Here is a 26,370-nt window from a genome sequence, read left to right as displayed (position 1 = left end):
GGGCAGGGTGGGGTCGTCGTCGTCGACGGCGAACCGGGGGTCGGTAAGACCGCTCTGCTCGATGAGGTCGTCCGGAGCGCGGACCGAGCGCGGACCCGGCTACTGACCAGCGCGGCCAACGAACTGGACATGCGTATGCCCTTCGCCGCGCTCAGGTCCTGGCTGTCGGCCGATTGGCTGCGGGGCGAATCCGCCCATCCGACCGTCGAACGTGCCCGCGCGCTGCTGCGCGGCGAAGGCGCGGGCGAAGGGGGCGCGGTCGCCTGGGAGATCTCCGTGATCGACAGGCTCGTCGACATCTTCGAAAGTCTCTGCGCCACAGGGCCGTTGCTGCTGGTCATGGACGACGCGCACTGGGCCGACCCGTCCAGCCTGCGGGCGGTCGCCCGGCTGCACGAGACGACCGACGAACTTCCGCTCCTGATCGTCCTGACCATGCGCCCCCTGCCCAGGACCGAGCCCCTGCGGGGGCTGCTCGATCAGTTCACCGCGGGCGCGATACGAGTTTCCCTGGGCCCGTTGGCCGATCACGACGGCACCGACCTCGCCGCGGATATGCTCGGTGCGCCCGCCGGCCCGGCATTGGGCCGCGCGCTCGCGTGGACAGCCGGAAATCCGCTGTTCATCACCGAATTGGTGGCCGGTTTACAGCAGGCCGGGCAGCTCACCCGCGAGCCGGACGGCACGATCGAGCTGACCACCACCGCGGCGGGCGACGAACCGCGCCTGCCCGCCTCGCTCACCGAGGCCATCCTGCGCCGCCTGGATTATCTGCCGACGAATGTGCGGCGGGTGCTGTCGCTGGCGGCGGCCCTGGGGGTGAGCGTCGAGGCGGGCGAACTGACTGCCGTACTCGGCGCCGAGGCCGAGGAGATCGACGATGTGGTGAGCCTGGCGATCGAGGCGAGAGTCCTGTCCCGCAGCCGGGACGGCCTGGTCCACCCGTCGCCCGGGCACCCCGCATCGAATCGCGACGCGGTACTGGTGTTCAGGCACGACCTGATCCGGCGGGTCTTCGCGGCACAGGTGCCGAAGGTGACCCGGGCAAGCCTGCAGTCGCACGCCGCACAGACCCTGATGAGCGCCGGCGGGCCGGTCGAACGCATTGCCGAATACCTGATCTCGAGCGGTGTGCACCTGGACTCGAACGGCATCGCGTGGCTGATGAAGTCGGCCAATCGGCTGATCATCGTTGCCCCCGAGAACGCCGTGCGACTGCTGTCCGATGCCATCGGCTCCACAACCGACACCAACTCGGGCCCCCTGCTGCGGATGCTGCTCGTGCGAGCGCTGCTGTGGGACGGGCATGCGCGGGAGGCCGAGAGCGCCGCGCGCGAGGCGCTGGAACGGCCGGAACTGCGACAGGGGGCCCCGGGCCAGTTCCGCAACATCCTGCTCTTGCTGTTGTCCATGGCCTGCATGGCACAGGGGAAAGTCCGAGCGGCACACGATGTTTCGATCGACGCGGTCCGCGAGGAGAGCATCCTGCCGAACCTGGAGGCGCGGCATCAGGGCATGCTCGCCTTGGAATCGCTTCTGCTCGAGAACATCCCGGCCGCCGAACGCGCCGCCGAACGCGCCGAGACCCTCGGACGCGAGATCTCCGACCCGGTCTCGATCGGCATGGCGCAGTTCTCGCTCGGGTTCGCCCGGTATTACCAATGCCGCCTGGAGGAGGGATTGCGACTGGGGGACAACCTGGTTCAGCAGTACGAGTCGCGGGCAGGCGGCGAAGGGTTCTCGTATTTCAACCCCTACACCGTGAGCGGATACAATCTGATCCAGCTGGACCGTCCGGTGGCCGCGGAGCCGATCCTCACTGCCGCAGTCGATTACGAGGACCGCAACGGCGGCACGATGCAGACCGCGAACCTGATCGCCTTGGGCCTGCTGCATTTCCTGACCGGACGATGGGATGACGCCTCGACGGTACTCACCCGGTGCGTCGGCACCGCGGACGTTCTCGGCTTCGCCAGTATCGCTCCGACCTTCGCGACGGTGATCGCGATCTGCCGGGGCGTATTCAACGGCACACCCGAGTCCATCCCGGATCTGGACGACGATATCGGCGCCCGCACCGGCGCCCCCATCCACGCCCATGCCCGGTCGCTCGCGCTGGAGGCGCGCGGACGCCCCGATGAGGCACTGGATCTGCTCATCCGCAGTTGCGCCGACGCGAAGCCGTACTGGACCGATGTCGCCCAGTACTACATCTATCCCGACATGGCGCGGCTGGCGGTGCTGACCGGCCGCTCGGCCGATCTGCGGACCATCGCGGACGATGCGCGCTCGGCCGATTCCCGCATCGACACCCCCAGCCGCCGCGCCACGGCACTGCTGTGCACCGGGCTGCTCACGCGGGATCCCGCACTGCTCACCGAATCCGCGGAGCTGTTCACCATCGCCGGGCGCCCGCTGTACACCGGTCTCGCTTACGAGAGTCTGGCCGCCGTGCAGGCCGAGGCCGGGCAGACCGCTTCCGCGCGAACGGCTTTGGACGCGGCCGTCGAGCTGTATTCGGGCATGGAGGCCGAATGGGTCATCGCCCGGGCGGAGGCGTGGCTGCGCCGGCTCGGGCTGCGCCTGGGCCGCCGCGGTCCACGCAAGCGTCCGAAAACCGGTTGGGCCGCACTGACTCCCAGCGAACTGCGCGTGGCCGAATTCGTCACGCAGGGCATGTCGAACTCGCAGATCGCCACGCAGATGCTGTTGTCCCGGCGTACGGTGCAGACCCACGTGTCGAGCATCCTGAACAAGCTCGACCTCGACTCGCGGGTGCAGATCGCGCTCAGCCACGCCCACGGGTCGTGACGCCCGCGGTGAACTCGCCGATCGGGGCGGCCGGCCCCGCCTGCGGGGCGGGCTCGTCGACCCTGACGAACTCCGCGATCGCGAGCTGACGGCCGGTGTAGCCGGGATACGGATAGAGCACCAGCGAGATCGGCCGGTAGTCGCCGTGATAACTGAGCGCCCGCACGGTCACGGTGGCGGCCGCGCCGGAACGCAGGCGCTCGGCCACCCCGGACAGCCGCGCGCGGTCCCCGGGGTGGAACACGTCGGTAGGCGTCGGCAGATTGTCCCAGCGCACCCACGGCGCGGGATCGGTCAGCCAATGCGAGATGCTCGAATGTTCCACCTGCACCACGCCCAGATGCGTCCCGGCACGCCGATGCGCCTCGCGCAGCGCGATCCGTTCCAGGGCCGGAATCTGCGGCGTCACGTCGGCCGAGCCCACATCCTCGATCAGCAGCCACGCACCGCGGCTGCGCGCGTCGTCACGGGCGCGGATGGATACCCGCCAGCGCACCGAGAAGCCCGCTGTCACATCGAATTGCAGGCTGGCGCCCGGCTGGGGTTCGTACAGCAGATCCAGCACTTCACCGTGCCGATCGAAGCCCGTCCACCGGTGGAACAATTCCGCGATCGCCATGGACGGCTGGTAGTCGTGTGCGGGCATCCCGGCCAGCTGGGTCACTCCGGCCGGTAGCCGGACGGTCTGCGAGGGCAGATCCCAGGTGCCGCCCACCGCCGGATTCGGGGCGGGCACACGGCTACCGGCGGGCCCGGCCCACAGCTGCACGGCGTGGACGTCCGCCGCGGGCCCGAGCACCGGCCGGGCGTACAGCGTGTACGGGTTACCGCCGGTGCGCACCTGGACGTGCACATCCTCGGCGCGGTCGCGCGCCGCGGATACCGCCTCGTAGACCTGCGCGGTGGTCAGGCCGTGCGCGGAGGGCATCTTGCCCAGCATTCGCTGCACCACCCGCTGCCACCCGCTGAACTCACGTGGCTCCCCGCCGATCGACACGGCCGATAAGTGTTCGGGAGTCAGCGTTTCCAGCGTCACCCACGGATGGCTGCGCGACATCGCCAACGATCTCATGCCATGCATGCAACGCGGCAACGGATCACGAAACATCCGCCAACATACGTAGAACTATCCGCAAACATACGTAGAACTACGAGCGACGCCGATCAGCCGCATTCGGGCCGGGTGGGATCGCAGCTGCCGTGCGGGCCGTTACCGGGCCGGCTCGGCGATGGATCGGCCTGGTAGTTGGGCGCCCAGACCAGCGTGTTGCCCACCCACGTCAGGCCGCTTCCCGGCGGGACGATGACTATCCGCTGCTGTGGGGCCATACCGGGACGAACGGAATCCGAGCCACCGGGGGCCGTGACAACGGAGGGGCTGTGCACAGCTGCGGGTGCACCGGGGCCGGAGTGATATCCCGGGATGCCGGCATTCGCGCCCGGACCGTGTGCGAACCCGCCGCCGCCGAAGCCCGGCATACTGCCGCCACCGTAGCCCGGAACGCCGCCTGGCGCATGAGCACTACCGGGTCCGTGTGTGCCACCGCCGTAGCCCCCCGTGCCGCCGGGTGCATGCGCGCCGCCCTGGCCCGCGCCGCCGCCATAACCACCCCCGTTGTGCCCCGCGCCGCCGCTGTGCCCTGCGCCGCCGGCACTGTGGCCACCACCTCCGCCGTGCCCACCTCCGCCGTGCCCACCACCGCCAGGAGAGGCTGCGGCCAGTCCCGCCGATCCGATGGACAAGGCGACCGCTACCGCCACACATGTCAGGAATCGCGACCCCAGGGGGTTCCCCCGGGTTACCTTATCCTTCGACTCGTTCATTTTCGTACCGTTCACCGACGTCTCAATGTTGCCTTATCCCGGCCCGCCGACGTCGATACCGCGAGCAGAGCCTGTTCTTACTTCATTCAATGTACCGCTAAATAACGGTACATAAAACAGGTCTTCTCACAGTTGGGGATTCGGTGAGACTGCGCACAGCGCCGATCGCCCCGGGGCGGACCGGACGCACGCGCCAACCCGGCGCCAGGGGTCTGTCATGAACTCCGGCCGGGAATCAGGCTCCGGAGAGAACGTCGGACAGCTCGCTGTCACCGTGGAGGTACATCGTGATGTATCGATCCACGACTTCGCTGCCGGTCGTCGCGGCGACGGCCCGGATCGCGGCGAGCTGTTCGGTCAGCAGGGCCACATCCTCGGAACGGCGCTCGGAATTCTCGTACGCCGCCCACGCCGTGCGATGAAACAGCTCGACGGCGCGGCGGGCGATGCGCTCGCTGTCGGCCTTCAACCGCTCGAGCTCGCCGAGCACCTCCTCGGTCGGCAGGCCGACCCCGACCAGCCGATCGACGATCCGGACCAGCTGCGGGTCTGCCACCCGGTAGGTCGCGGCATCCACCGGCTCGTACAGCCCCAGCGCGACCACGCGGGCCAGCCCCTGTGCGACATCGGCATACCGCTGCGCAAGATCCGTGGCCGCGATATGCTCCCCCGACGACGGTGCATCGCCCGGCGTCTCGTCGGATTCCATGACGCCGAGGATGTCGCCCAGATCATCGCCGCGATCCCAAGCTTCGAGCAGTTCGCGGATGCCGTTGAGCTTGATTCCCCTGTCCAGCAGGCGGCTGATGGTACGCACCCGGTTCAGATGCTCGTCGCCGTAGTAGCCGGTGCGCCCCCGGACCTCGGGCGAGGGCAGAACCCCGCGCTCATGGTAGACGCGCAGGCTACGCACCGTCGTTCCCGCCGCACGTGCGAGCTCGTCGATCGTGTACTCCACACCCGCTGTCATATATACAAGGAAACCACACCCGAACAGCGCGGGTCAGCGCGAGTGGCCGTGTCAACGAAATCTGTGATCGGCTTCCCACCAGTGGCTATCGGGCCGTCACCGAGCGGCGGACCGGCTTATGCTCCACCCATGAGTAGTGCGAGCTCCGGCGCTCGGATCGGGAATGCCGAACGCGAGCGCGCGATGCACATTCTGGTCCACCACGCCGGGACGGGTCTGCTGAGCCTCGCCGAATTCAGCGAACGCAGCGCGCTGGCGGCCACGGCGACCACCAAGGCCGAACTCGCCCATCTACTCGTCGATCTCCCGATACCGCTCGACGAACCCGAGGACGCACCCCGGAATCCGTTGCGGCGCATCGCGATGGCCTCGGCCGTGATCGCCGTCGTCGTTCTCACGATCGCGGTGACAACCGGACATTTGCTGTGGCTGTTGGCGATCGCCGGGATCCCAGCGGCGCTCTACGCGGGCCGCCGCTGGCTCCCGTCCAGGAACCGGCCGCTATAACCAGCTGCGCGGCCGGACGCTGTTGGCGAGATCGATCAGCCGATACCGGCGCCAGCGGTCGGGGGCGATATGGGCCAGGGCCCGCAGGCTCGACTCCAATCCCTGGCGTAATCCCTTGGGAGTGACCGGAAATCCGAGTATCCGTTCGAGCTGTCGCGGTCGCGCGCCGGCCCGCAGCCACTCCAGGGCCGCACCGACCACGATCACCTTCAGCTGCAGGGACCGCGGATCGTCGGCCAGCACCGCCAGGCGCGAGGCCGCCGCACCGAGGTCGGCCTCGGTGATCTCCGCGATCGGCCGCGACACCAGTAGCAGCGAGCCGGTCATCCGTGCCATGCCGTGATGCCGGGAGGCGGCCGGCACCTCGTCCAGAATAGCCACGGCCGCAAGCAGATCCCCGTCCGCGGCCAGCCTGCGGGCCAGGCCGAAGGCCGCGCTCACCACGCCGTGGTTGGTGCACCATACCGTGCGGTAGTGGCCCATGGCGGCATCGTGCCACGGCGTGGGGTCACCGGGCTCACTCAGCTGCTGCAGTACCAGTTCCGCGGCGGCGCCGAGCGCCAGGGCGGGCGCGATCTCACCGGGCAGCATCGAGTACACGGTGTCGAAATGCCGGTAGCCGAGCTCGAATTCACCGTCCAACAGCGCGGCGACGCCCAGATACCATTCGATACGCCAGTCCCCCTCGTGGCCCGGTCCCAGGCCGGCCAGCAGCGCCCGCACCGAGGCCACGTCCTCGAGTTCGAGGTGCGCCCGCACCGCGGTGAGCGCGCTCTCCAGCTCGAAGGTCTCCGGCTCGGTGATGACACCGGCGGCGATGCGAGCCCTGGTGCGCCGCAACGCATCCAATACATGATGCGGATCACCGTGTTCCATCGTGGATAGCAGTTCCGCGCACGGATCCGCGTTGTCTATCAACGGGAACGGCAGCGTGGCGACCACGTCCCGCGCGGACACCTCGGGCATCCGATGGGTGCCGTCGATCACCCCGTCGGTCTGCCCGATGAGCGTCTCGATACCGAAATCGTCACGCATGGCGCCGAATTCGGCCGAGGCCTGGGGATGCTCGTCTCCGGTGTCGACGGCCAGGACCATGCGCAGCACGCCGACCATCTGGCAGTACATCGCGTAGGCCGACGGGAACCGCCGGCGCGGGTCGGGATCGGTGGCCCGGCACAGCAATCGGTACAGCGGCGGGTAGCGCAGAAACAGCGGCTGGTCCTGTGGCGAGGGTATTCCGGACGTCAGATTGCCATCGGGGCCGATCGGCAGGCGCAGCGTGAGCACGGCCAGCGTCCGCCCGACCGAGTACAGGTCCGACGCGACGGTCGGTCCCGTCTCGGTGATCTCCGGCGCCTGATACCCGGGCGTGCCGTAGATGCTGCCGTACGAGTCCAGCGCGGCGACCGCGCCGAGGTCGATGAGCTTGACCTCGTCCTCGCTCACCATGATGTTGTCGGGTTTGAGATCGTTGTAGGCCAGCCCGAACGAGTGCAGATAGTCCAGCGCGGGCAGCACCTCCATCAGATACGCGATCGCCTCGGCCACCGGAATATGGCCCGGCGCAAGCACATCGAGCATCGTCTTCAGCGATCGCCCGCCCACGTACTCCATCACGATGTACCCGGCGGCGGCCTCACGTCCCGCGGCGGCGTGCTTGACGAAGTTGTGGATCTTCACGATGCCGGGATATGCCATCTCCGAAAGGAATTGGCGCTCGGCCAGGGCCACCACATGCGCCTCGAAATCCATCGGATTCTGCAGGCCCTTCAGCACCACCCAGCGGTCGCTGACATTCCGATCGACGGCCAGGTACACCCAGCCGAGCCCGCCATGGGCCAGGCAGCCCTGCACCTCGTACTGCCCGGCGACCAGGTCGCCCGGCTGCAGGCTCGGCCGGAAGTTGAACGGCGAGTGGCATGCCGCGCAGGTACCGCTGATCACGCCGGGCCCCTCGGCGCCGCGGCGGCCCACCGGCGCCTCACATTTCCAGCAGAACCGTTTGACCTCGGGGACTTCGGGATTGACCAGCACCGCGGTGCGCGGATCGAGCGGAGTCACCTTGGGCATCTCGACCAGCCCCGCGCCCAGTCGGCGCACGCTCGGACGAGAGCGCCCGGAACGGCCCGATCCCCGGCCCGATTCCGCGCCCTGATCGGCCTCCTCCTCGGCCAGCAGCTCCAGCTCGAGTTCGAGGTCCCGGTCGGTCTGCCGCCGGGCCACCGGCCGGGCCGGACGCAACGGCGGACCCTGCGCCGAGAACTGCTCGGAGAACACCGGATACAGCGTCCGCGCATCCGGTGCCGCCGCACGCCGAGAGGCCCACGGATGGGCCGGACGGCGAGGCACCTCACTTCCCCGCATGCGCCGATTGGCCCATGGATGGGGAAGCGGTTGCTCGGCCTCGGAGCGCTCGGGCATGGGAACCTTTCGTACCCACTGATGGGTCGAGCTCTCATTCTGGTCCGCCATCGATTTCGTCGTGGAGGCATTGTTCCCGCCGGTGGGAATAGAGCCGAAGGTGTGCCGGAACGACGAACCGCCGTCTGGTGGGCTAAACGGTGTCCGAGTCGACGACCTCGGTCGTCTCGTCGATGGTTGCGGTCGTCGCATCGGCATCGGTTTCGGTAGTCGGATGTTCGGGGAGGTGCGGGGACTGCTCACTGACCGCTCGCCACTCGGCGGCCACACTCGCGGCGCGCTTGCGCACCAGGCGCCATCCGGCGGTGAGCACCGGCAGCATGACCACCACGACCGCGATCACCGCGCCGCGCTGCACCTCATCGTTGCTGACGGCCATCAGCACGACCACGCCCGCGAGGAACAGCAGGGTGGCGATGCTGGTATAGGGCGTACCGGGCAGCCGGAACGCGGGGCGCTGCGCGACCCCCTTGCGCCACCAGCTCCACAGCCGCAACTGGCAGGCCACGATCACGAACCACGCCGTAATCGTGCCCAGCGCCGCCATATTCAGCACGATCTCGAAGGCCTTGTCCGGGACCACGGCATTCAGGCCCACCCCGATCAGGGCGATCGCGCCGGTGGCCAGGATGCCGACATACGGCACCCCGGACCGGGACATGCGCGCACCCAGCGCGGGGGCGCTGCCGTTCACCGACATCGAGCGCAGGATGCGGCCGGTCGAATACAGTCCGGCGTTGAGGCTGGAGAAGGCGGCGGTCAGCACGATGAGGTTCATGATCGTGCCCGCGCCGTGCACGCCGAGCTTGCTGAAGAAGGTCACGAACGGGCTCTCCTCGCCGCCGAAGTCGCTGTAGGGCAACAGCAATCCCAGCAGTGCCAGCGAGCCCACGTAGAACAGCGCGATCCGGGCGATCACCGCGTTGATCGCCCGCGGCATCACCTTCTCCGGATGCTTCGCCTCACCGGCCGCGGTACCAACCAGTTCCACTGCGGCATAGGCGAATACCACGCCGGTGGTGACGGTGACCAGCGGCAGCGCACCGACGGGGAATAGACCACCGTTGTCGGAAAGCAGGCCGAACCCGGTCTCCTGCCCCTGAATCGAGAACCGGCCGCCGAGGATGATCGATCCGACGATCAGGAAGATGACCAGGGCGGCGACCTTGATCAGCGCGGCCCAGAACTCCAGTTCACCGAACCAGCGCACCGACACGAGGTTGAATCCGACCACGAGCACCAGGGCGACCAGCGCGATCACCCACTGTGGCACCGCCGAGGTCAGACCCCAGTAGTGCACGTAGGTGGCGATGGCCGTGATGTCCACGATGCCGGTCATGCACCAGTGGAAGAAATACATCCAGCCGGTGGCGAAAGCCACCTTCTCGCCGTAGAACTCGCGCGCATACGATACGAACGAGCCGGACGAGGGCCGGTGCAGCACCAGCTCGCCCAGTGCCCGCAGCACGAACAGGACGAACACGCCGCAGAGGGCGTACACCAGGAACAGGCCCGGTCCGGCGTGGTGTAGCCGGTCCGCCGAACCGAGGAAAAGGCCGGTGCCGATGGCGCCGCCGATCCCGATCATCTGCAGCTGACGCGGGCGCAGCGATTTGCGATATCCGGCGTCCTCGTGGTGCAGGCCGTCGGGTTGGGGAGCCAACCAGGGCGAGCGTGCGGTTGTCATGCTGGGCCTTTCAGGTGACATGCATCATATCGCCAGCCAATGTACCGCCAATTGGTGGCACATTACGCTCGATGAACTTCCCAGCGATGGGAGCCGCTACTACATCGAGAAACAATTCCCCTATCGCATCGATGGGAGTCCGCCATGGCCTGGTTCGAGCGGGAATTCATCGCCGTCCCCGAGGACCGCAAGAGTCAACTGCTCTACAAGTGGCCGGATCTGAACATCCGACGCTTCAGCCGGGTGAATGTCAATGCCGACGAAATCGCCCTGTTCGTGAAGTCCGGCCGGGTGGTCACCGCCCTGGGCCCCGGACGGCACCGCCTCGACGCCGAAGCCCTGCCGGTGCTCAGCAGCCTGATCGACTCGCTCACCGGCTCGAACTACTACCGTGCCGAACTGTATTTCGTCTCCACCCGGGAGCTGCCGGGCAACAGGTTCGGCGGTCGGCTGGCCGATATCGCCGATCCGGTCAGCGAGCAGGTGGTCACGCTGCGCGCCTTCGGTGAATATTCGCTCTGCGTGCGCGATCCGGCCGAACTGATCACCTCCCTGGTGGGCACCGCGGATCTGAGCCGTGCGGACGCGGTCCAGTCCTGGTCCGCGGACCTGCTGCTGAAGTCCATGAAAGTGATAGTGACACAGGGCATTTCCCGGGGCGACTGGCCGGTGCTCGGATTGTCCGCGGCGGTGGAGCCGATCGAGGCCGCGGTGTTGCGGCAGACCAATCTCGTGCTCTACGAGTACGGTCTGCGCATCGGCCGGATGGGCAACTTCGACATCACCCTCGCCCCCGAGGACGCGGACCGGCTCAAGCGACTGGCCAAGGACCTCACCTACATTCGCCTCACCGGCGATTTCGGCCGCTACGCCGCCGGAGAACTCGCACTCGGCGCGGGCCAGGGCCTGGCGCACGGCGGCCACGGCGGTGACGGCGGATTCCTCGGCGCCGCACTGGGTTTGAACGCTATCCAGCAGAACGTCGCACGGCCCGCGGTGGCCGAACCCACCGGAACACCCTGCCCCCGATGCCATTGCGCGAACCCGTCCGGCGCGCGGTTCTGCATGCACTGCGGCACCGAGATGACCGGCGCCCAACCTCACCATTGCGCCGACTGCGGCGCCGAACTGGCCCCGGGCGCGAAGTTCTGCACCGGGTGCGGCGCACCCACGGCCCAACCCTGACGCAGCTATCCAGCCGACGGCATCCCTACCTGATCGCGTCGATCAGCAACTTCGCCGCCACCGTTGCCCCGTCGGCTCGAATCATGCCCGCCACTTCGCCCGCTCGGGCACGGGTGGCCGCCGCCAATGCCATGTCGAGGGCGGCGGACAGTGCGGCCAGATCGGAGACAGGATCCGCACATGCCTTGCCGATGCCGAGATCCGCCACTCGGCGCGCCCAATACGCCTGGTCCATCATCTGGGGCACCACCACTTGAGGCACGCCGGCTCTGGCTGCGGTCGTCGTCGTGCCCGCGCCGCCGTGGTGGATGACGGCAGCGACGCGGGTGAAAAGCGCCTGGTGGTTGACCTCGTCAACGACCATGCAGTCGGAGCGGTTGTCGATCGGAGCCAGCTCGGCCCAGCCGCGAGACAGCAGCACACGGCGGTCGTGCGCGCGAATCGCTCCGATCGCGGCCTGGGCGATGCCATGGCGCACCGGCATACTGCCGAAGCCGAAGTACACCGGGGGCGTACCCGCGCCCAAGAATGCCTCCAACTCGGCGGCGAGGGGACGTTCGTCGGGCACGATCCAGGCACCGGTCTGTACGACATCCAGACCGGGTGATCCCGGCCATGGCCCCAGAACGGGGTCCGCCGCCAACCATGGGCGGTCGGTGACGACATGGTCGCGCACATTGCCCACCGGCGGCAGCCCGAGCGCCACTCGGTGGGAATTCAGCTTCTCACCGAACTGCGCGTTCCACCCCTCGGCGTCAATCTCCCACAGCAACTGGTTGCCGATCGTCTCCGGCGCCGACCGCTCGCCGGGCATCCAGGGCATGGGCGAATGATGCGGCGAGGGCAGACCGGTCGGCTGGTAACTCACATACTGGTAATGGATTCCCAATTTCTCGGCGGCCGATCGAGCGGCGATCTCGGTCATGGCGGTCGCTATTACCGCATCGCATCCTTCGGATGCTGTGAGGATCGTGTCGAACTGAATCTCGGGCCAATTGTCTGCGTAGTCCAGCAGGTCCGCCATCGTGGCTTGCACACCACCCGAACCTGGCATCGGCGGCCCCAACGGCACCAGCGGCACGCCCAGTTCGGTGAAGCGTCCGGCAAAGTTCGGCGGCGCGCACACCCGCACCCGGGCTCCGCACTCCCGCAGCCGCAGCGCGAGCCCCAGGGCCGGCTCGACGTCGCCGCGCGCGCCGCTCGCAGACAAGAGCACCCGCACGCTGTCACTCCTTGTTCGCATGTTCCGGCACGGATCCGTGCTAGACGATCAGACCGGTACGCAGCAGGAACGTCCGCGCGCTCGCCTGGCTGACGAAAGTTCCCGTCTCCAAATGGAATCCGGTATGCGTGTTGGCGTACCACACGGTCTGGGACGGGCCGATCTCGAGGAATGCGGTGGAGTCCGCCAGGACCAGGCCCCCGGCCGAGCGCCAGCGGGCGATCGTCGCGTTCAGCCGATCGGACGGATCCACCTGCACGTAGTACGTGAGCGCCTGCCCGCCGGTGAGCCCGCCGAGCAGCACCGCGCTGTCCGGTTCGACAACGCATTTGTAGGCGCCGTTCGAATCGTACTTCTGACAGGAGGAGGCGATGCGCAGCACCGACGGCAGCGCCTGCACCGGCGTCGTCTTCATCGAAGGCAGCGAGAACGAACACGACCGGAATACGGTGAAGGCCAGCACCGCCAGTACGCCGAGCACCGCGAGAATGGCCTTCCACTGCCCCATCTTCCCGAGGATCCCTGGCACGTATCGTGACAGGATGCCGGCGCCCATCATTGCCGCCGGGGCGAGCTTCTCGACCTCGGGCGCGAGTTTCTTGATCCCCGGGGCGAACTTCTTCTCGACCTCCGACATGATGCTGTGCCCGGCCTGCGGCTGCGCAGGAGGCCCAGCGGGCGCGGCAGGCAGCGGCGCACCGCAATGTCCGCAGAGCGACGCCGCGGCGTCGGCGCGGTGCGAGCAGTACTGGCAGATCGTATGCGGCAGAGTCAATGTCCCGTGATCACAATCGAGGAGATGGCGGTCGTGTCGACCGACGGATCCCCCTTGGACTCCAGAACGGTCAGCACCACCTTGTCGGCCTGTACGGGCGGGCTGATCTTCGTCACCACCAGCGTGCGCTGATCCATGGTCTGCTGGGTGTAGGTGGTGGCGTCGGAGTCGTCGAACCGGTACGAAACCCGGCTGACGGTACGGTATTTCGCCCATTGGTCCGTACCGTCCGGACTGGTGTGATCCCAGCCGGGAACGATTCCGATGGAGTCCACCTGGTAGGTCTTGCCGAGGCTGATCGTCAGCACCTGGCCGTCGACGTTGTAGGCCCGCGCGCACGACCACGCCTTGCCGCCGTCCCCGGAGAAGGCATCCATGCCGGGAGTTCCGCCCGGTGGACAGTGCGACTGGGCGGATTTGACCTGGATGGTCGAGTCGGCGGGCGCGGTGGACGTCGCCGGCGCCGACTGCGCCGGCGCGGCGCTGACCGGAGTGATCACCGCCAACGAGGTGCTGGAACTGTCCTTGCCGCCCGTGGTGAACACGAGCACCACGATGAGAAGCACCGCCAGCACACCGGCGATGATCAGGGCCACCTTCGGCTTCTTCACCTGAACGAGCAGGTCCGCCAAGGGGTTCGGCGCCGATGAACGAGGTGTGAGAGGCGCGGCGGACCGGTGGGACTCGTCGGGGGCGACCGGCGATTCCGGTGGCGAGGCGAGTTTGCTCGCGAGGGTGGAGTGATCGGATTCGAACTCCATGCCCCCGGCCGCCGGGCTCTCGCCGTTCAGCAGCGCCAGGATCCGTTCGCTGGCCCTGGGCCCGGCGTCCGCACGTCGCGGGGCCGAGGCGGCAGGAGCGCCGGAGGCGAACGGATCACTACCGAATCCTGGGTCACCGACCGCGAACTCTTCGATTCCGGCACCACCGGTCAGCGGCCCGGGAGCCGCCGACGGGCCACTGAACGACGGATCCGAGAGCAAGGTGTCCAGGACCGCACCGCGATGCCGCACGAAGACGTCGTCGCGGTTTTCAGCAGACATACCCGGATGGTATCCGCGCGCGGCCCGGCGGCGAATACATCACTATTCCCCCTGACGGGAACAGTGAATATCAGTCCTTTTTCTCCTCGGTGACGAAATACTCAGGGGGAACATCGAATACACGTGCCAGCGCAATGATGAGATCCAATCGCGGAATGGCCTCACCGTGTACGAGCCGATAGAGGCCCGACTGGGAAACGGGCACATCCGGATATGCCAGCTCCAAGTGCTGTGCCAGCGAATACAGCGTCAGTCCTCGCGTGGCGCCGTCCTCGGTGGCCACGACGGATTCACCTATCAGGTCCGAGAGCCGACGCGAAAAAATGGACGCCGCGGCCTGTCGCGGAGTCTGCTCATTATCACCCTCGTGCAGCCTGGGCTCACCGTCCTCATACTGCACGTCCATTGTCACGCTGACCGACATTACCGTCCATTCCTTCAATTGACGTGTTCTGTTTGCGATTCCCGTATCGAACCGGCCGCGATGCCGGACGCCGGTATCGCCTCGGGAAGAGCCGCCGGATACCCCCCGCCGGGGGCATGCATCGGCGGTTGGAGATAGCGGGTCTCACCACGCGGCTCGATCAGGTCCACGCGGACCGTGCGCATCGGGATGCTCACATCGACCGTGGCCGCGCCGACCTGTTCGATGACCAGATCCGCGGTTCGCCGGCGCGGGCCGCCGGGCTCGCTGATCGTGACGGTGGTGTGCGCGGTCGAAACCCGCGCGGGCATCTGGTCGAAGACCGCGATTGTCACGGGCACCGGATCCTCCTGCGCCACAGCGGGATCCAACGCCGCAGCCATGCGCAGCAGATACGGGTCGCCGATCGCCGCGACCATCTGCTGCCAGCGATCCGGTCGCGCCGAATACACCTCGACATCCGCGCCGACGGCCATGGCCCGCAACACGATCTGCTGTGCGACCGGAAGCGCAGCATGCACATCGATCGTGCGCCGGCGCGGGTTGTACCGCGCGGGATCGAAAAGCGGCAGCGCCAGCGTGTGCCGCGGTTGCCCGGTGAGCGATCCCAGGATCTGGCCGTTGGGCCCGATGGCCACGGTGAGATCGTCCAGCATCTCCGGTGGGGCGATATCGGTATCCGAATCCTGCAGCGGCAGTTCGCGAATCGAGGTCGTCGTGGGGAGCGAGGCAAGCAACGCGGCCGACTGCTGTCCGGACAGCGGGCGCAGATAATCGACCGGCGGGCTCGTGACCGGCGGGCCGACGTATCGTACGAGTGCGCGCGGACCGGCGGTATCACCGCTCAGGCTGACCACCAGGGTGGTATGGCCACGGTTCCAGCTCCAGCAATCGTCGAGCGTGGCGCCGTCCATACGGGTCCAATCGACCAGGAAACTGGTCACGCAGCGACCGGGCACCGCGGATTCCATGCGGTGCCAGGTTTCCCGCAGCTGGGTCAGCTCGACCCCGGTGTGCAGCAGCCGGGTCGCCTCGCGCAGCGCGTCGGCGGGCAGGGCGTGCGCCGCGATCCCGTGCCCGCGCAGCCGCTGCGCGATGCGATGGGCCGCCGAGGCGAGCGCCTTGGGCGCCGCCACCTCGCAGGGTCCGCGCCGGGCCAACGCCGCCAGGTTGCGCTGCTGGTCGAGCCGGACCACGAGCCAGGTCAGGCGGTGCCCGACCACCGGATGCGATCCGACCAGCTGGTCGTACAGCATGCTGTAGGTGCCGGTCGGGCGGATGCGCTGCCCGGTGGTGACGATATCGATGTCGACGGCGATGCCGAACTGATCGAGCATCGGCGTCAGCGCGGCGACCGGGATGGTGTCCTCGGTATAGATGGATTTCTCCGCGATGATCGTCGGCAGATCGAGATCGGGAGCGAGCTGGATCATCGCGACCAGTGTCGAATCAACCCCGCTGACACCGCACACCCCGGCGGCCACCTCGATATTCCTCGCCTCGGGCAGGTTGGCCCGCGACTCGGCGCGCGCCGGCAGACCGTATCGATAGGCGCTCACATCGATCAGTGCGCGCACGGCGGTCCGGCCGCCGACCTCGACGGTCGTCGTAGCCAGCAGCGCGGCCGACACCGCCACACCGACCCACCACGGCGTCCGGGCGGTCAGCGCGACGACCAGCAGACTGCCGCCGACCGCGACGACGGCGAAGGGACCGCGTTCGATGCCGCCGATCCGAATACCCGCGAGACTCACCCGCGCCTCCGGATCACGGCGTCGACGCCGCTCACGCCCGCACCGAGCAGGACCATGACGGCGATCACCGCGAGCGCGACGAGGCCGGGGCGGGGATCGGCCGGACGCGGCGGCGGCGGTACGGCCAGCGTTCCCGCACGATCGATCCCGGCGGGGGGCCGCGGCGGGGCGCGATAGCCCAGGGCGGCGACCGGATCGATGATCCCGGCGCCCACGGCGTCATCGACGCCGCCGGCCGGAGCATGGGCGCTGTCCAGCAGCCGTGTGATGATGTCGTCGGGGCTCTCGTCCGGGAAGCGCGAGCGCAGCAGCGCGGCCGTCCCGGCGACGTAGGCCGCGGCGAAGTCGGCGCCGCCGACCGCCGTCAGCTGGTTCCCCGCTGCGACACCGTTGATCAGGTTGGGGCCGCCGGGTCCCAGCGACTCGATGCCCGTACCGGGCGCGCCAAGCGAAACCCACGGCCCCAGCATCGAATTCGATACCGGCACCCCGGCCTGGGTGGTGTATCCGACGCTGAGGACGTCGGAGCCGAAGCAGTCGGGTGTGGCCACCGTCTTGACGTCGCGCCAGTTCCGGGGATCCGACGGCCGGGTCGGGTCGATATCGGGGTTCTGTTCGCAGTTGCCGCTGATCGAGCCCGCGCCCGCGACGACAACGGCTCCGCGGGTGTGCACCGCGTAGCCGACCGCCGCCGCGAGCATCGACTGATCCACCTGCGAACCGGCCGATTCGCAGATCGGCGACGGCACGACGATCACACCGGCGCCGAGGTTCGCGGCGTGCGTGATCGCCCGCGCCAGGGTCCGTATCTGTAACGCGACCTGGAAGGACTGATCCGTATTCGGCGGATACTTCGGATCGAACGCGCTCGACCGATACCGGATCGACAGGATCTGCGCGTCCGGTGCGACACCGGTGAATCCGTCCACGGTGCTGGGCGCCGCGCCGATGATGCCCGCCACCAGCGTGCCGTGGGCATCGCAGTCCGATAACCCGTTACCGCCGACGGTGACGTAGTCGCCGCCGCCGATCAGGTGCGGTAGCCGCGTATCGGGGGTCACCCCGGTGTCGATCACGGCGACGGTAACCCCCGCGCCGCGGCTGAGCGTGCGCGCCTGCTTCAGGTTCAGCATCTGCTCCGGCTGTGGCACCTGGGTGAGGTCGGTCTGCGGCAGGACACCGGTGGCCAGGCACCCCTGGTCCTGTTCGGTAGGCAGTTCCGGGCCCGGGGGCCCGTCCGGGAGAGGCGCCCCGATCAGCACCTGGGGCGGCTGCATCGCGTAGCCGGGTCCGGCGGCCGAGACCACCGTCAGCGCGGACACCGCCGCGACCGCGATTCTGCGCAGCCGCATCAGATCGCCCGCATCGCGGTATAGATGCCCATGATCCAGAAGGCCAGCACGGGCACGGCCAGAATGAGGGCGTATTCCCCCAGGTCGATCATGCGGCGCGACACCGGCGACAGCCGCACGCCCGGCAACCGCACGGCCGCAGCACATCCCGCACCCGCGAGCGTGGCCACGACCAGTACCACCAGAAGCCGCGCGTACGCGGCGTGATAGGCGCCGATCAGCACGAACGCCGTGCCGAGCACCGTGGCAGACCCCGCGACGACCAGCGCCAGGGCCTGCACCATGTCCGGGTACCAGCGCGTGCGCAGGATCAGGATCCCGGCCACCGCGCCGGCCAGCACGATCTCGCGGATCCCGCCCGGGCTCACCGCGACCGAGGCCACCGCGGACGCCGACAGCAGCAGGGTGACCCCGACGATCAGCCCGCGCAGACTCAACACCGCCAGCCGCGCCCGCGCCTCGATGCCGACCGCGCGCGCGGTCTGCGGATCCCCCTCGGACTCGGTCGAATCGTCCTCCCGCCCGGTTTCCGCATCGAAGATATCGGTCAGCGTCTGCGGCGACACCTCACTGCCCGGATCGGGCAGATCGGGCGGCCGGATACGCGCGGTCAGCACCGCCAGACGCGGCCCCGCCGTCAACAGCACCAGTCCGACGAAGACCGCGCCGCCACACACCTGTCGCGCCGAAATATCCAGGTAGGCAGCGGGAATGACGGTCACGGCCAGGCTGATGCCCAGCATGATCACCGCCAGCAGCACGGTGACGCCGTGCCGGGACAGCCACAGCATGGTCGCGGCGGCGACCGCGGCGGCCATGGCTCCGGCGGCCAGATTCGCCGCCGCGAACGGACCGGGATGGCCGTATGCGGGCGGCACCATCATCGCCCCGCCCGCGAACAGCAGCGGGATCGCCGACAGCGTCGGCCCCAGCGTGATGCGCGGGGCGGCCCGGCGGCGGCGAGCAGCCATCGCCGCGCCCCAGCTCAGCAGGCCGAGCAGCAGCGCGGGCAACCCGCACCACAGCAGCGAGCCGGTCTGCGTCCAGGTCCACGACAGCATCACCGACGCCGCGAGCGCGCCGGCGCCCAAGGCGCTCACACCGACCGTCACGGAGGCGCCCGCGTCGTACTCGGCGAATTCGCGCTCGTTGATAAGTGCCAGCGCATCGGTGATGTCCTCGACGATCGGAGTGAACGACTCCGAGGACTCGACCGCGGACAACATCAGCACCGTGCCGTCGACGACGTTGTAGTCGGCGAGGCTGCGCCACCGCGGAATCGGCGCGTCACCGGGACGGGCCAGACTCCACTGCCCACTGGGCGGGGTGAAGTCCAGGCCCTCGTCGCCGATCGCCTCGGACAGCACGACAAGCAGGTCGTCGATGAACGTCTCGATCGTGAATTTGGTCGGCATGACCACGTCGACCTGATAGGTGGACACCATGATCGCGATCCGCGCCTGTGCCACCTCGACGGACAGTGGCGCGCCGGTCGGCGCCGGGGCAACGGCGGTACTCATCACAATCCTCCACGCTGGCCGAGCCGGCCACGCTCACCGGCACGGCCGTCCAGCGGGCCCGGAAAGTTGTCGGCGAGCGACGCGGCCAATTCCTCGAATACCACGCCGGTCTCCTTGTCCAGCAACCGAAGATCGATCTCCCCGCCCTCGGCCAGATGCTCGTCGTACGGCACCACACAGGTCGGTCGCGACACGGTGGCGAACAGCTTCTCGATCTCCGCGACCTCCACGATCGGTCTGTCCGGCCGCTGGTGCACGATCACGACCATAGATTTCGCGACCAGATGCTGGAATCCGTGCGAGGTCAGCCAATTCAGCGTCGCCACAGCGCCTTTCACGCCACCGACGGTGGCCGGGGTGACCACGACGATGGCGTCGCTGGTCCGCAGCACCGTGCCGGTAACCGAATCCAGCACACCCGTACCGCAGTCGACGAGCAGCAGGTTGTAGTGCAGGCGCAAAGTCTCGGTGGCAGTCAGGTACTCCTGCCCCGACAGCGCCTCGACGGACTCGGTCGTCCACGGCGAGGCCACCACCGACAGGTCTGCGGAATTGATCGAGGTGAACGAGTGGACCGCCGAGAATGCCTCCAGGTTCTGGGCCTGCGCCAGATCGCGCAGGGTCAGCCCGTACGGGTGGCGGCCGGTGCGGCTGGACAGATCGCCGAAGTCCGGGTTGGCATCGATGGCTACCACTCGATCGGGTCGCAGATCGGCGAAGGTCGAGCCGAGGGTCGCGGTGATGGTGGTGCGGCCCACCCCGCCCTTCACGCTCACGACCGCGATCTGATTGGGCACGCCGAGCTGGCGGCGGATGCGGGCGCGACGATCCTCGAAGCGCTGCTCGGCCGTGGAGAGCCCCAGATTGAAGCCGACCTTGTTCAGCGCACCGCGCATTCCGCTGTTGGACTTGAGCTTCGCCTGTTTGATCGCCGCGATCTGGGTCAGCAGATCGTGCGACGACAGCACCGAGGGCACCACCTCCACGCGCGAGGGCGCGACGCCCCCGGTGTCGTGGGTGATGCGCGTCTCGTGAGTGATGCGGGTTTCGTGGGTGATTCGTTCGGGCACCCAGGAACTCGATGAAGTAGGGGTGGGCCAACCGGTTTGGCCCTCGGCGGCGGCGGGCGCCTCGGTAGCGGCCCGTTGTGGTCGCATGACCGGGTGGGTCGGCTCGGGGGGAGCGGCCAGCTGAGCCGGCGGTGCGGCCGGCGGCGTCTCCTGTGCCGGCATGTGCACCACGTTCGGATCCCACAGTGGCGCAGCGACCGTGGCCTGACTCCGCGGTTGCGCGGTGTGATCCGGCGGAGCAGTGGGCTGTGGCGAATCCGGCGTCGGCGCCTCCACTGCCGCGTTGCTCGAGTCGAAAGAGGGAATCCGTTCGGAGGTATCGTCGGATCCGGTCCACGAGGCCGTCTCGGCACTCACCGTCGCCTGCGGCGCGAAGTACGCGTCATAACCGCCCCGAGCCCGAACAGACTGGGCCGTATCACCATTGGTATTCGGTGCTCGGTTCATATCCCTGATCCTTTCGACGGGAGGCGGAGTGCCGGTCAACGCGCGCGATCCTGCGCGGCTGGGCCGCGACAGCAGGAACTCACCCGCTGCGGCTCGTGCCGAACCAGTCCCGGCCGGGCAACAGCTCGACCAACGCCCGGACAGATCTCCCCACCTCTATCTCGTCACCGGGCGCATAGGTCGACCAGACCCGTCCGTCCATCGCCACCCGGGGTACGACCACGACACGCCCTGACGGAGTGTCGAAAACACTCACACAGACTTCCGGTCGACGGTCCTCACCATCGCGATGCTCGATCATGACAACCTCGGCGCGGCGCACCACCTCCCCCAGCGCGCGGGTCAGCACGGTGGCGGTGTGCGGCACGGCGCCCAGCTCCACCAGTGCCCGGCGAAGCTCGGCCGGATCGGAAGGCGCCTCGGCGAATTGGTCGGCGGCCACCGTCACCGGCTCGAAACGCAATGCCGGACAGGGGCCCAGCGCACTGGACAGCGCCGCCGCCACGACGTCGAGCTGACCCGGCCGGCCGAACACCGGCTGGACGACAACGTGGTCGTCACAGCGCACGGCAAGCACATGGTTGTCGCCGCACCGCACCAGCGATAGCCGCAACATCCCCTCGGCTTGACCGTCCAAGTCCGAATCCACTATCCGCACAACCAGTTCCACATCTGGTCGATGCAGACAGCGCAACCAGTTCGCGACCACCGGATGCACCACGCCGTCGACGAGGATGCCCGCATCGGCGAGTGTCTCGGCGAGGACCGCGTGCACCCGGTCTCGGTCGGCGGCGTTGTATATGGTCGGCAACAACGCCAGGACATGCGGGTAGGAGTCCATGCCGATCAGGTGCTGCAGAAACAGCGCCGCATCGACATTGAGGTCGATGGCGACCGGGTCGGCATCCGCGTCGCCATCGCGTTCGTCTCTGTCGTGCCCAGAAGGTGCCGACCGGGCGGTCGACGATAGCACCATCACTACAGCGAATTGAACCGATTGCCGGCCTGCACGTCCGTGGACTGGAGATGCAGGACCGCATTGGTCGCCGCGGAATTCAGGCTCGTCAGGCTGTTCTGGTAGGCGGTCGCCTTGGTGTTGAGCTGGGTCATCACGCTTTCGTATCCCGTCGCACCTGCACCACGGAATGCCTCCAGCAGAGTCTGGCTGAGCTTGGCCAAGGACTGACTGTCCTGGCTCATCGAGCCGACAATCTTGCTTACCGTGGAAGCGGCGTCTTGAACTTGCGTGTAGCCGACATAAATTGGCATCGACATTTTTTGTTCCTCCTCTTACGAGTCGATTGTTCTCGGTATTCTCGGTGTCCCTCAGCCCCAGGAATTGAGGTCTACCTTCAAGGCGCCCGTGGGGGACGTGGACTCACCCGAATTGCCGTCCGCTCCCGCGCCCGCGACCATTCCCTTGGCCTCCTGGTCACTGGCGTCGAACTGAGTACCGGCGGTGGACAACTGGGTGAGGATGCTCTGCAGAAACGAGGCAAGGTCATTGCCGGTGCTGAGCGCGGTGTTGAGAGAGTTCTGCAACGCGGTGCCGGTCACGCCTTTGAGGTGCCCGGCAAATTCCTCTTGGCACGCGGTAAGACCGTTCAGATGAGCCTGTAGCTCGCCGTGAAAGTACTGCGTTTGATTGGCAGCACCCTGCATCGCTTGCGGGTCCGCCATTGTCAGGGCTGCAGCAGCCATTTTATCTTTCCCTTCTCGAAATCATCATTCGACCTCGGTGAAATTCACCGAGAACGCTCTAATTCGGCAGGGAGCGTTTCCTCGTCGACCCGCTCGAGGACACCCACCGACAGTGACTGCTCGGCGATCGGCTCGGCGTCCAGGTCGTCGGCGGCGTATTCGAGGACACCGACGGCAGGGGCCTGCTCGAGCGCCGGTACCTCCTGGTCGTCGCCGGGCACGATCACCTTTCCGGACTTGGTCTTCTCCCGGGCACGTCGCTTCATCTGCGTCTCCGGCGCGCTGGCGCCCTTGGGCGCGGCGCGGTCTGCCACCGGCTGTGCCTCGGCCTCGGCCTCCGCGTCGGCGGCGCCGAATGCCCGCGCGCCGCGCGCGGACCAATTGGCCGGCATCCGGAATCCGGTCGCGGACCCCGATATCGTGCCGAGCCCGCCGCGGGCCATGCCCAACACCACGGCGCTGCCGACTCCACCATTGAGCCCAGACAGGGTCGGCGAGTACGGCGCCGGGCCGAAAGCGCCCTGCTGCTGCGAATATCCGCCGCCGCCCGTACCGCTGCCGTCGGCTCCGCCGCCGCCGCTGCTGTCGGGCGCCGGACCGGCAAGCGGATCCGACATCGTCGAGGCGGCCTGCGCGGCGTCCGTAACCGGCTGGGCCGCGGCCTGTCCCGCATCGGTGACCGAGTTGGCCGCGGTGGAGGCCGTCGAGCCTGCCTGATTCCCAACGGTATTCGCCACGTTGCCGGCCAGCGATTGCGCGCCGCTGGTGAGCGAGTTGCCTGCGCCGAGACCGCTGAACAGCGCCTGTGTCTCCACCGGGCCGCCGCCGCCCTGGCCGCTGACGATCGTGGGGGCGGGCGTCGGTTCCGGAATGGCTGCCAGGGCGACACCCAGGTCACCTTCATATTTGCCCAGGACTCCGACGGTGGCGCCCAGGATCGCCATACTCTCGGTCTCCGTCACCAGCATCACGGGCAATGTCGACGGCCCGCCCGCGGCCAGCAATGCCTGCTGGACCTCGAATTCGGCGAGCCACGTCTGCATGGCGGCCATTCCCTGCTGCGCCGTCACATAGGCCTCCGCGGCCCGCAACAGCTGAGCCGAGGTCTGGGCGGCCACCTCGCCTTGCTTGTGCAGCCAGCTCGAGTGCGATCGAAAGGCGGCCTGTGCGATATCCGACGAGTCGGCACGCCAGCTCTCACCCATCTGGGTCATCGAGCCCTCGACGCTGGCCGCCGAGGCATGCAATTGCGCCGCCACGGCGGAATACGATGCGGCGGTAATGATTGTTGGCAGAGTTCCCGGTCCGGTGAGCAGGCTGGTTATCAACGCCTCCGCAGCGGCCGCGAATGGATCGAGTGGCATGGCATCAGCTTCCGCACGAAAGTTCGCCGACTATCCCTGGAAAGCCGATTGCATGATGACCTCGCACTCCCCGAGCACGTCGGTGAGCGCGTAGTCCGCCCCGATCGTCGGCAACACCGCGGCAGCATCCGTGCCGTATCCGATTCCCTGCAGCGAAGACGGGAAGAACGCCGCGGCATGTTGGGTCGTTACCGCGGTCAACTGCGGGCTGACGAAGTCCGACCCCGGAGGTGCGCAGATAGCGAGGGGGGCAGCCGCGGTGATCGACTGTAGAGCCTCAGCCATGGCACCGGCGACCTGCGCGCCGATGATCGGTAGCTGATCCGGAGTTACCCCGACGGAAGACGAAGACATGGAATTCTCCTAAACCACCAGTACCATCTCCCCTCGAGCTGGTACAGGGAAAACGCTATGCCATTCCCATCCGTGGGAACCGATAGCGGACCGAACGCGGTCGTCAGCGCGGCGCCCAGGCGGCCTGCACCAGGTCCCGCCGCGAAGTCATCGGCTCGACGAGAATTCCCCGGCCAACCGGCTGTTTGCTAGGTTTCACATCACCGATGAGCATGCCGTCCAGTTTGGAACCATCCATGATCAGACCGGCCGAGTTGACGTTCTTGATCTGTCCCAGCACGTTGTCGTACATCGCGGTATCGGCCTGGGCGATATTGCGGGCCACAATGACGTGCAGGCCGGTATCGCGGCCATCCACGATAATGTCCTTCAGCGAATCCAGCGGGTTCGCCGCACCGCGCTGGGCGACCATGTGATAGTCGTCGACGACCACGAAGATCTCCGGGCCGCTCCACCACGATCGCTCCCTGAGCTGCTGAGAGGTCACACCATCGGGTGGACGGCGCTGTCGCATCCGGGCGGCGAACGCGGGCAACCCCTCGGCCACGTCCCGCTCGCTGGTCAGATATCCGATGGACATCCCGTCGGGAACGGCGTCCATGTGCTGACGGCGATAGTCGACCAGCAATACTCGCGCCTGGTCCGCCGTGAACCGGCCCGTGATCGACTCCAGCAATGCCGCCAGTACCGCCGACTTGCCGCAACCGGAGCTGCCCAGCACCATGAAGTGAGGCGAGACGCCGAAATCCACGGCGGCCGGGCCGAGATCGGACTCGCGAACACCGAAGGGCACCACCAGTCGCTGCGCGAGCGATGCCGGGCGGGGTGCTCCGGCTATAATCTCCCGCAGGCCGATCTGCGCCGGCAGCAACTGTACTTCCGGCGCCTTCCGGTTCGGGTACACCTGGTTCAGTTGGTCGATCGCCGCGACCAGCCCGGCGCCGGCAGATTCGGCATTACCCACACCGTCGGTCCGGGGCAGCGCGGTCAGCATGTGGAGCGCATCGGCGGAGATGCACCGCCCCGGGCGATTCGGCGGAATCGCCGCGACCAGCGCGCGCTGCCCGGCGAACGCGGTATCGGTGAGATCACCCAGCCGCATCTCCAGCCTCGTCTGCAGGGAATCCTTGATCGCCGGCCGGACGGCCGCCCATCGGGAGCTGCTGATGACCAGGTGCACGCCGAAGTTGAGCCCCTGCACGGCAATCGACTCCATCACCGACCCGTATTCGTCGAAATACGGCCCGGTGACGGCGAATCCGATATCCCAGCCGTCGACGACGAGAAACACATCGCCGTGGTGGTCGCCGCGCGCGGCGAGCTCGGCCGACTCCCGCGGCGAGCCACGCCGCCGCCGGAACTCGCGCATGGAGTCGATGCCGAGCTCGGCGAACAGCGCCTGCCGATGCGCGATGAGGTTGGTGATCAGCGCGAACGTCCGTCGTATCCGGTCGACATCGCGGGCCGCGCCTACCGAGCCGACGTGCGGCACAGCGCGCATGCCCGCGAGCCCGCCGGAGAAATCGAGGCAATAGAACTGCACCTGCTCCGGAGTGTGTGTCAACGCGGCGGACAGGATGAGACTCTGCAGCGCCGTGGACTTTCCCGACTGCGGCCCGCCGACGACGGCGACGTGACCGCCGGCCGCCGACAGATCCACCGACCAGACATCCTGGCGCTGCTGACGCGGCCGGTCGATGATCGCCAGCGGCAGGCACAGCGCGCCCGTGGTCACCGACGGGACCAGCGCGTCGAGGGTGGGCGGAATACTCAACGGCTGCAACCACATCTTGTGCGCCGGATGACCGTGACCGGCCAGTTGCTGCAGGACCGTCTCCATCACCGTCACCGGGTCACCCTCGGCCGCAGCGGGAACGGCGACCGGTGCGGGTGCGGGTGCGGGACGAACCTCCGCGATATACGACGCACCGAAGCGCTG

22 protein-coding genes are annotated in these 26,370 nt (G+C 67.9%); 3 read left to right on the top strand and 19 right to left on the bottom strand.

What is annotated here, in order from left to right:
- A partial coding sequence (locus JZ791_RS35305; protein ID WP_216900830.1) for a helix-turn-helix transcriptional regulator occupies positions 1-2,811 on the top strand: 2,811 nt, incomplete at its 5' end.
- Here JZ791_RS35305 and JZ791_RS35300 read toward each other — a convergent pair.
- The 3 genes from JZ791_RS35300 to JZ791_RS35290 all read right to left on the bottom strand — a co-directional run bounded on the left by JZ791_RS35300 (position 2,789) and on the right by JZ791_RS35290 (position 5,605).
- The gene (locus JZ791_RS35300) at positions 2,789-3,883 is read right to left on the bottom strand and encodes a GAF domain-containing protein (RefSeq protein WP_216900828.1); all 1,095 of its coding nucleotides are present in this window, start codon (positions 3,881-3,883) and stop codon (positions 2,789-2,791) included. The two genes, JZ791_RS35305 and JZ791_RS35300, sit on opposite strands and share 23 nt — an antisense overlap.
- Positions 3,884-3,975: 92 nt before the next feature.
- Positions 3,976-4,290: a hypothetical protein gene (locus tag JZ791_RS35295; protein ID WP_216900826.1), complete on the bottom strand. Its 315-nt coding sequence runs from the start codon at positions 4,288-4,290 to the stop codon at positions 3,976-3,978.
- A gap of 580 nt (positions 4,291-4,870) precedes the next feature.
- Positions 4,871-5,605 carry a MerR family transcriptional regulator gene (locus JZ791_RS35290; protein WP_216900824.1) on the bottom strand — a complete coding sequence of 245 codons (735 nt, stop codon included), beginning with the start codon at positions 5,603-5,605 and terminating at the stop codon, positions 4,871-4,873.
- A 129-nt stretch (positions 5,606-5,734) separates the two neighbouring features.
- Here JZ791_RS35290 and JZ791_RS35285 point away from each other — a divergent pair, with 129 nt between their 5' ends.
- On the top strand, positions 5,735-6,112 hold the full coding sequence (locus tag JZ791_RS35285; RefSeq protein ID WP_216900822.1) for a DUF1707 SHOCT-like domain-containing protein: 378 nt from the start codon (positions 5,735-5,737) through the stop codon (positions 6,110-6,112).
- On the opposite strand, the gene JZ791_RS35280 is transcribed toward JZ791_RS35285, so the two are convergent.
- Together JZ791_RS35280 and JZ791_RS35275 are read right to left on the bottom strand one after the other, a co-directional pair.
- A complete protein-coding gene (locus JZ791_RS35280) occupies positions 6,107-8,533 on the bottom strand; it encodes a serine/threonine-protein kinase (protein WP_216900820.1) in 2,427 nt (808 codons plus the stop codon). The two genes, JZ791_RS35285 and JZ791_RS35280, sit on opposite strands and share 6 nt — an antisense overlap.
- A gap of 133 nt (positions 8,534-8,666) precedes the next feature.
- Positions 8,667-10,220 carry an amino acid permease gene (locus JZ791_RS35275; RefSeq protein WP_216900818.1) on the bottom strand — a complete coding sequence of 518 codons (1,554 nt, stop codon included), beginning with the start codon at positions 10,218-10,220 and terminating at the stop codon, positions 8,667-8,669.
- Between the two features lie 144 nt (positions 10,221-10,364).
- On the opposite strand from JZ791_RS35275, the gene JZ791_RS35270 reads away from it, so the two are divergent.
- Positions 10,365-11,405 (top strand): SPFH domain-containing protein, encoded by a 1,041-nt coding sequence (locus JZ791_RS35270; protein ID WP_216900817.1) that lies wholly within the window; start codon positions 10,365-10,367, stop codon positions 11,403-11,405.
- A gap of 25 nt (positions 11,406-11,430) precedes the next feature.
- On the opposite strand, the gene JZ791_RS35265 is transcribed toward JZ791_RS35270, so the two are convergent.
- The 14 genes from JZ791_RS35265 to eccCb all read right to left on the bottom strand — a co-directional run.
- Positions 11,431-12,627: a glycosyltransferase gene (locus JZ791_RS35265; protein WP_216900815.1), complete on the bottom strand. Its 1,197-nt coding sequence runs from the start codon at positions 12,625-12,627 to the stop codon at positions 11,431-11,433.
- A gap of 40 nt (positions 12,628-12,667) precedes the next feature.
- Entirely contained in the window at positions 12,668-13,402 is a 735-nt protein-coding gene (locus JZ791_RS35260) for a hypothetical protein (RefSeq protein ID WP_216900814.1), read from the bottom strand.
- Positions 13,399-14,445, bottom strand: a complete 1,047-nt coding sequence (locus JZ791_RS35255) for a discoidin domain-containing protein (RefSeq protein WP_216900812.1) — start codon at positions 14,443-14,445, stop codon at positions 13,399-13,401. Before JZ791_RS35255 ends, JZ791_RS35260 begins: the two co-directional genes overlap by 4 nt.
- A 70-nt stretch (positions 14,446-14,515) precedes the next feature.
- Positions 14,516-14,869, bottom strand: coding sequence for a helix-turn-helix domain-containing protein (locus JZ791_RS35250; protein ID WP_216900810.1), 354 nt, complete (start codon positions 14,867-14,869; stop codon positions 14,516-14,518).
- 14 nt (positions 14,870-14,883) lie between these two features.
- The gene (gene eccE, locus JZ791_RS35245; protein ID WP_308163276.1) at positions 14,884-16,623 is read right to left on the bottom strand and encodes a type VII secretion protein EccE; all 1,740 of its coding nucleotides are present in this window, start codon (positions 16,621-16,623) and stop codon (positions 14,884-14,886) included.
- The gene (gene mycP, locus JZ791_RS35240) at positions 16,620-17,975 is read right to left on the bottom strand and encodes a type VII secretion-associated serine protease mycosin (RefSeq protein ID WP_216900808.1); all 1,356 of its coding nucleotides are present in this window, start codon (positions 17,973-17,975) and stop codon (positions 16,620-16,622) included. Before mycP ends, eccE begins: the two co-directional genes overlap by 4 nt.
- Complete coding sequence (gene eccD / locus JZ791_RS35235; protein ID WP_216900806.1) at positions 17,975-19,495, bottom strand: type VII secretion integral membrane protein EccD; 1,521 nt, start codon at positions 19,493-19,495, stop codon at positions 17,975-17,977. The genes mycP and eccD overlap by 1 nt, the downstream gene beginning before the upstream one ends.
- Positions 19,495-21,012, bottom strand: a complete 1,518-nt coding sequence (locus tag JZ791_RS35230) for a MinD/ParA family ATP-binding protein (RefSeq protein ID WP_216900804.1) — start codon at positions 21,010-21,012, stop codon at positions 19,495-19,497. The genes eccD and JZ791_RS35230 overlap by 1 nt, the downstream gene beginning before the upstream one ends.
- A gap of 79 nt (positions 21,013-21,091) precedes the next feature.
- On the bottom strand, positions 21,092-21,988 hold the full coding sequence (locus JZ791_RS35225) for an ESX secretion-associated protein EspG (protein WP_216900802.1): 897 nt from the start codon (positions 21,986-21,988) through the stop codon (positions 21,092-21,094).
- Positions 21,989-21,990: 2 nt separating this feature from the next.
- Positions 21,991-22,287 carry a WXG100 family type VII secretion target gene (locus JZ791_RS35220; RefSeq protein ID WP_216900800.1) on the bottom strand — a complete coding sequence of 99 codons (297 nt, stop codon included), beginning with the start codon at positions 22,285-22,287 and terminating at the stop codon, positions 21,991-21,993.
- A 51-nt stretch (positions 22,288-22,338) separates the two neighbouring features.
- Complete coding sequence (locus tag JZ791_RS35215) at positions 22,339-22,713, bottom strand: WXG100 family type VII secretion target (protein ID WP_216900798.1); 375 nt, start codon at positions 22,711-22,713, stop codon at positions 22,339-22,341.
- Between the two features lie 44 nt (positions 22,714-22,757).
- On the bottom strand, positions 22,758-24,077 hold the full coding sequence (locus tag JZ791_RS35210) for a PPE domain-containing protein (protein ID WP_216900796.1): 1,320 nt from the start codon (positions 24,075-24,077) through the stop codon (positions 22,758-22,760).
- 30 nt (positions 24,078-24,107) lie between these two features.
- Positions 24,108-24,431 carry a PE domain-containing protein gene (locus tag JZ791_RS35205; RefSeq protein ID WP_216900794.1) on the bottom strand — a complete coding sequence of 108 codons (324 nt, stop codon included), beginning with the start codon at positions 24,429-24,431 and terminating at the stop codon, positions 24,108-24,110.
- A gap of 103 nt (positions 24,432-24,534) precedes the next feature.
- A partial coding sequence (gene eccCb, locus JZ791_RS35200; RefSeq protein WP_216900792.1) for a type VII secretion protein EccCb occupies positions 24,535-26,370 on the bottom strand: 1,836 nt, incomplete at its 5' end.

The organism is Nocardia alni (assembly GCF_019038435.1).
GTDB classification, from domain to species: domain Bacteria; phylum Actinomycetota; class Actinomycetes; order Mycobacteriales; family Mycobacteriaceae; genus Nocardia; species Nocardia alni.
The sequence above is the reverse complement of the archived record's forward strand: the minus strand, read 5'-3'. Positions and strand labels throughout refer to the sequence as shown.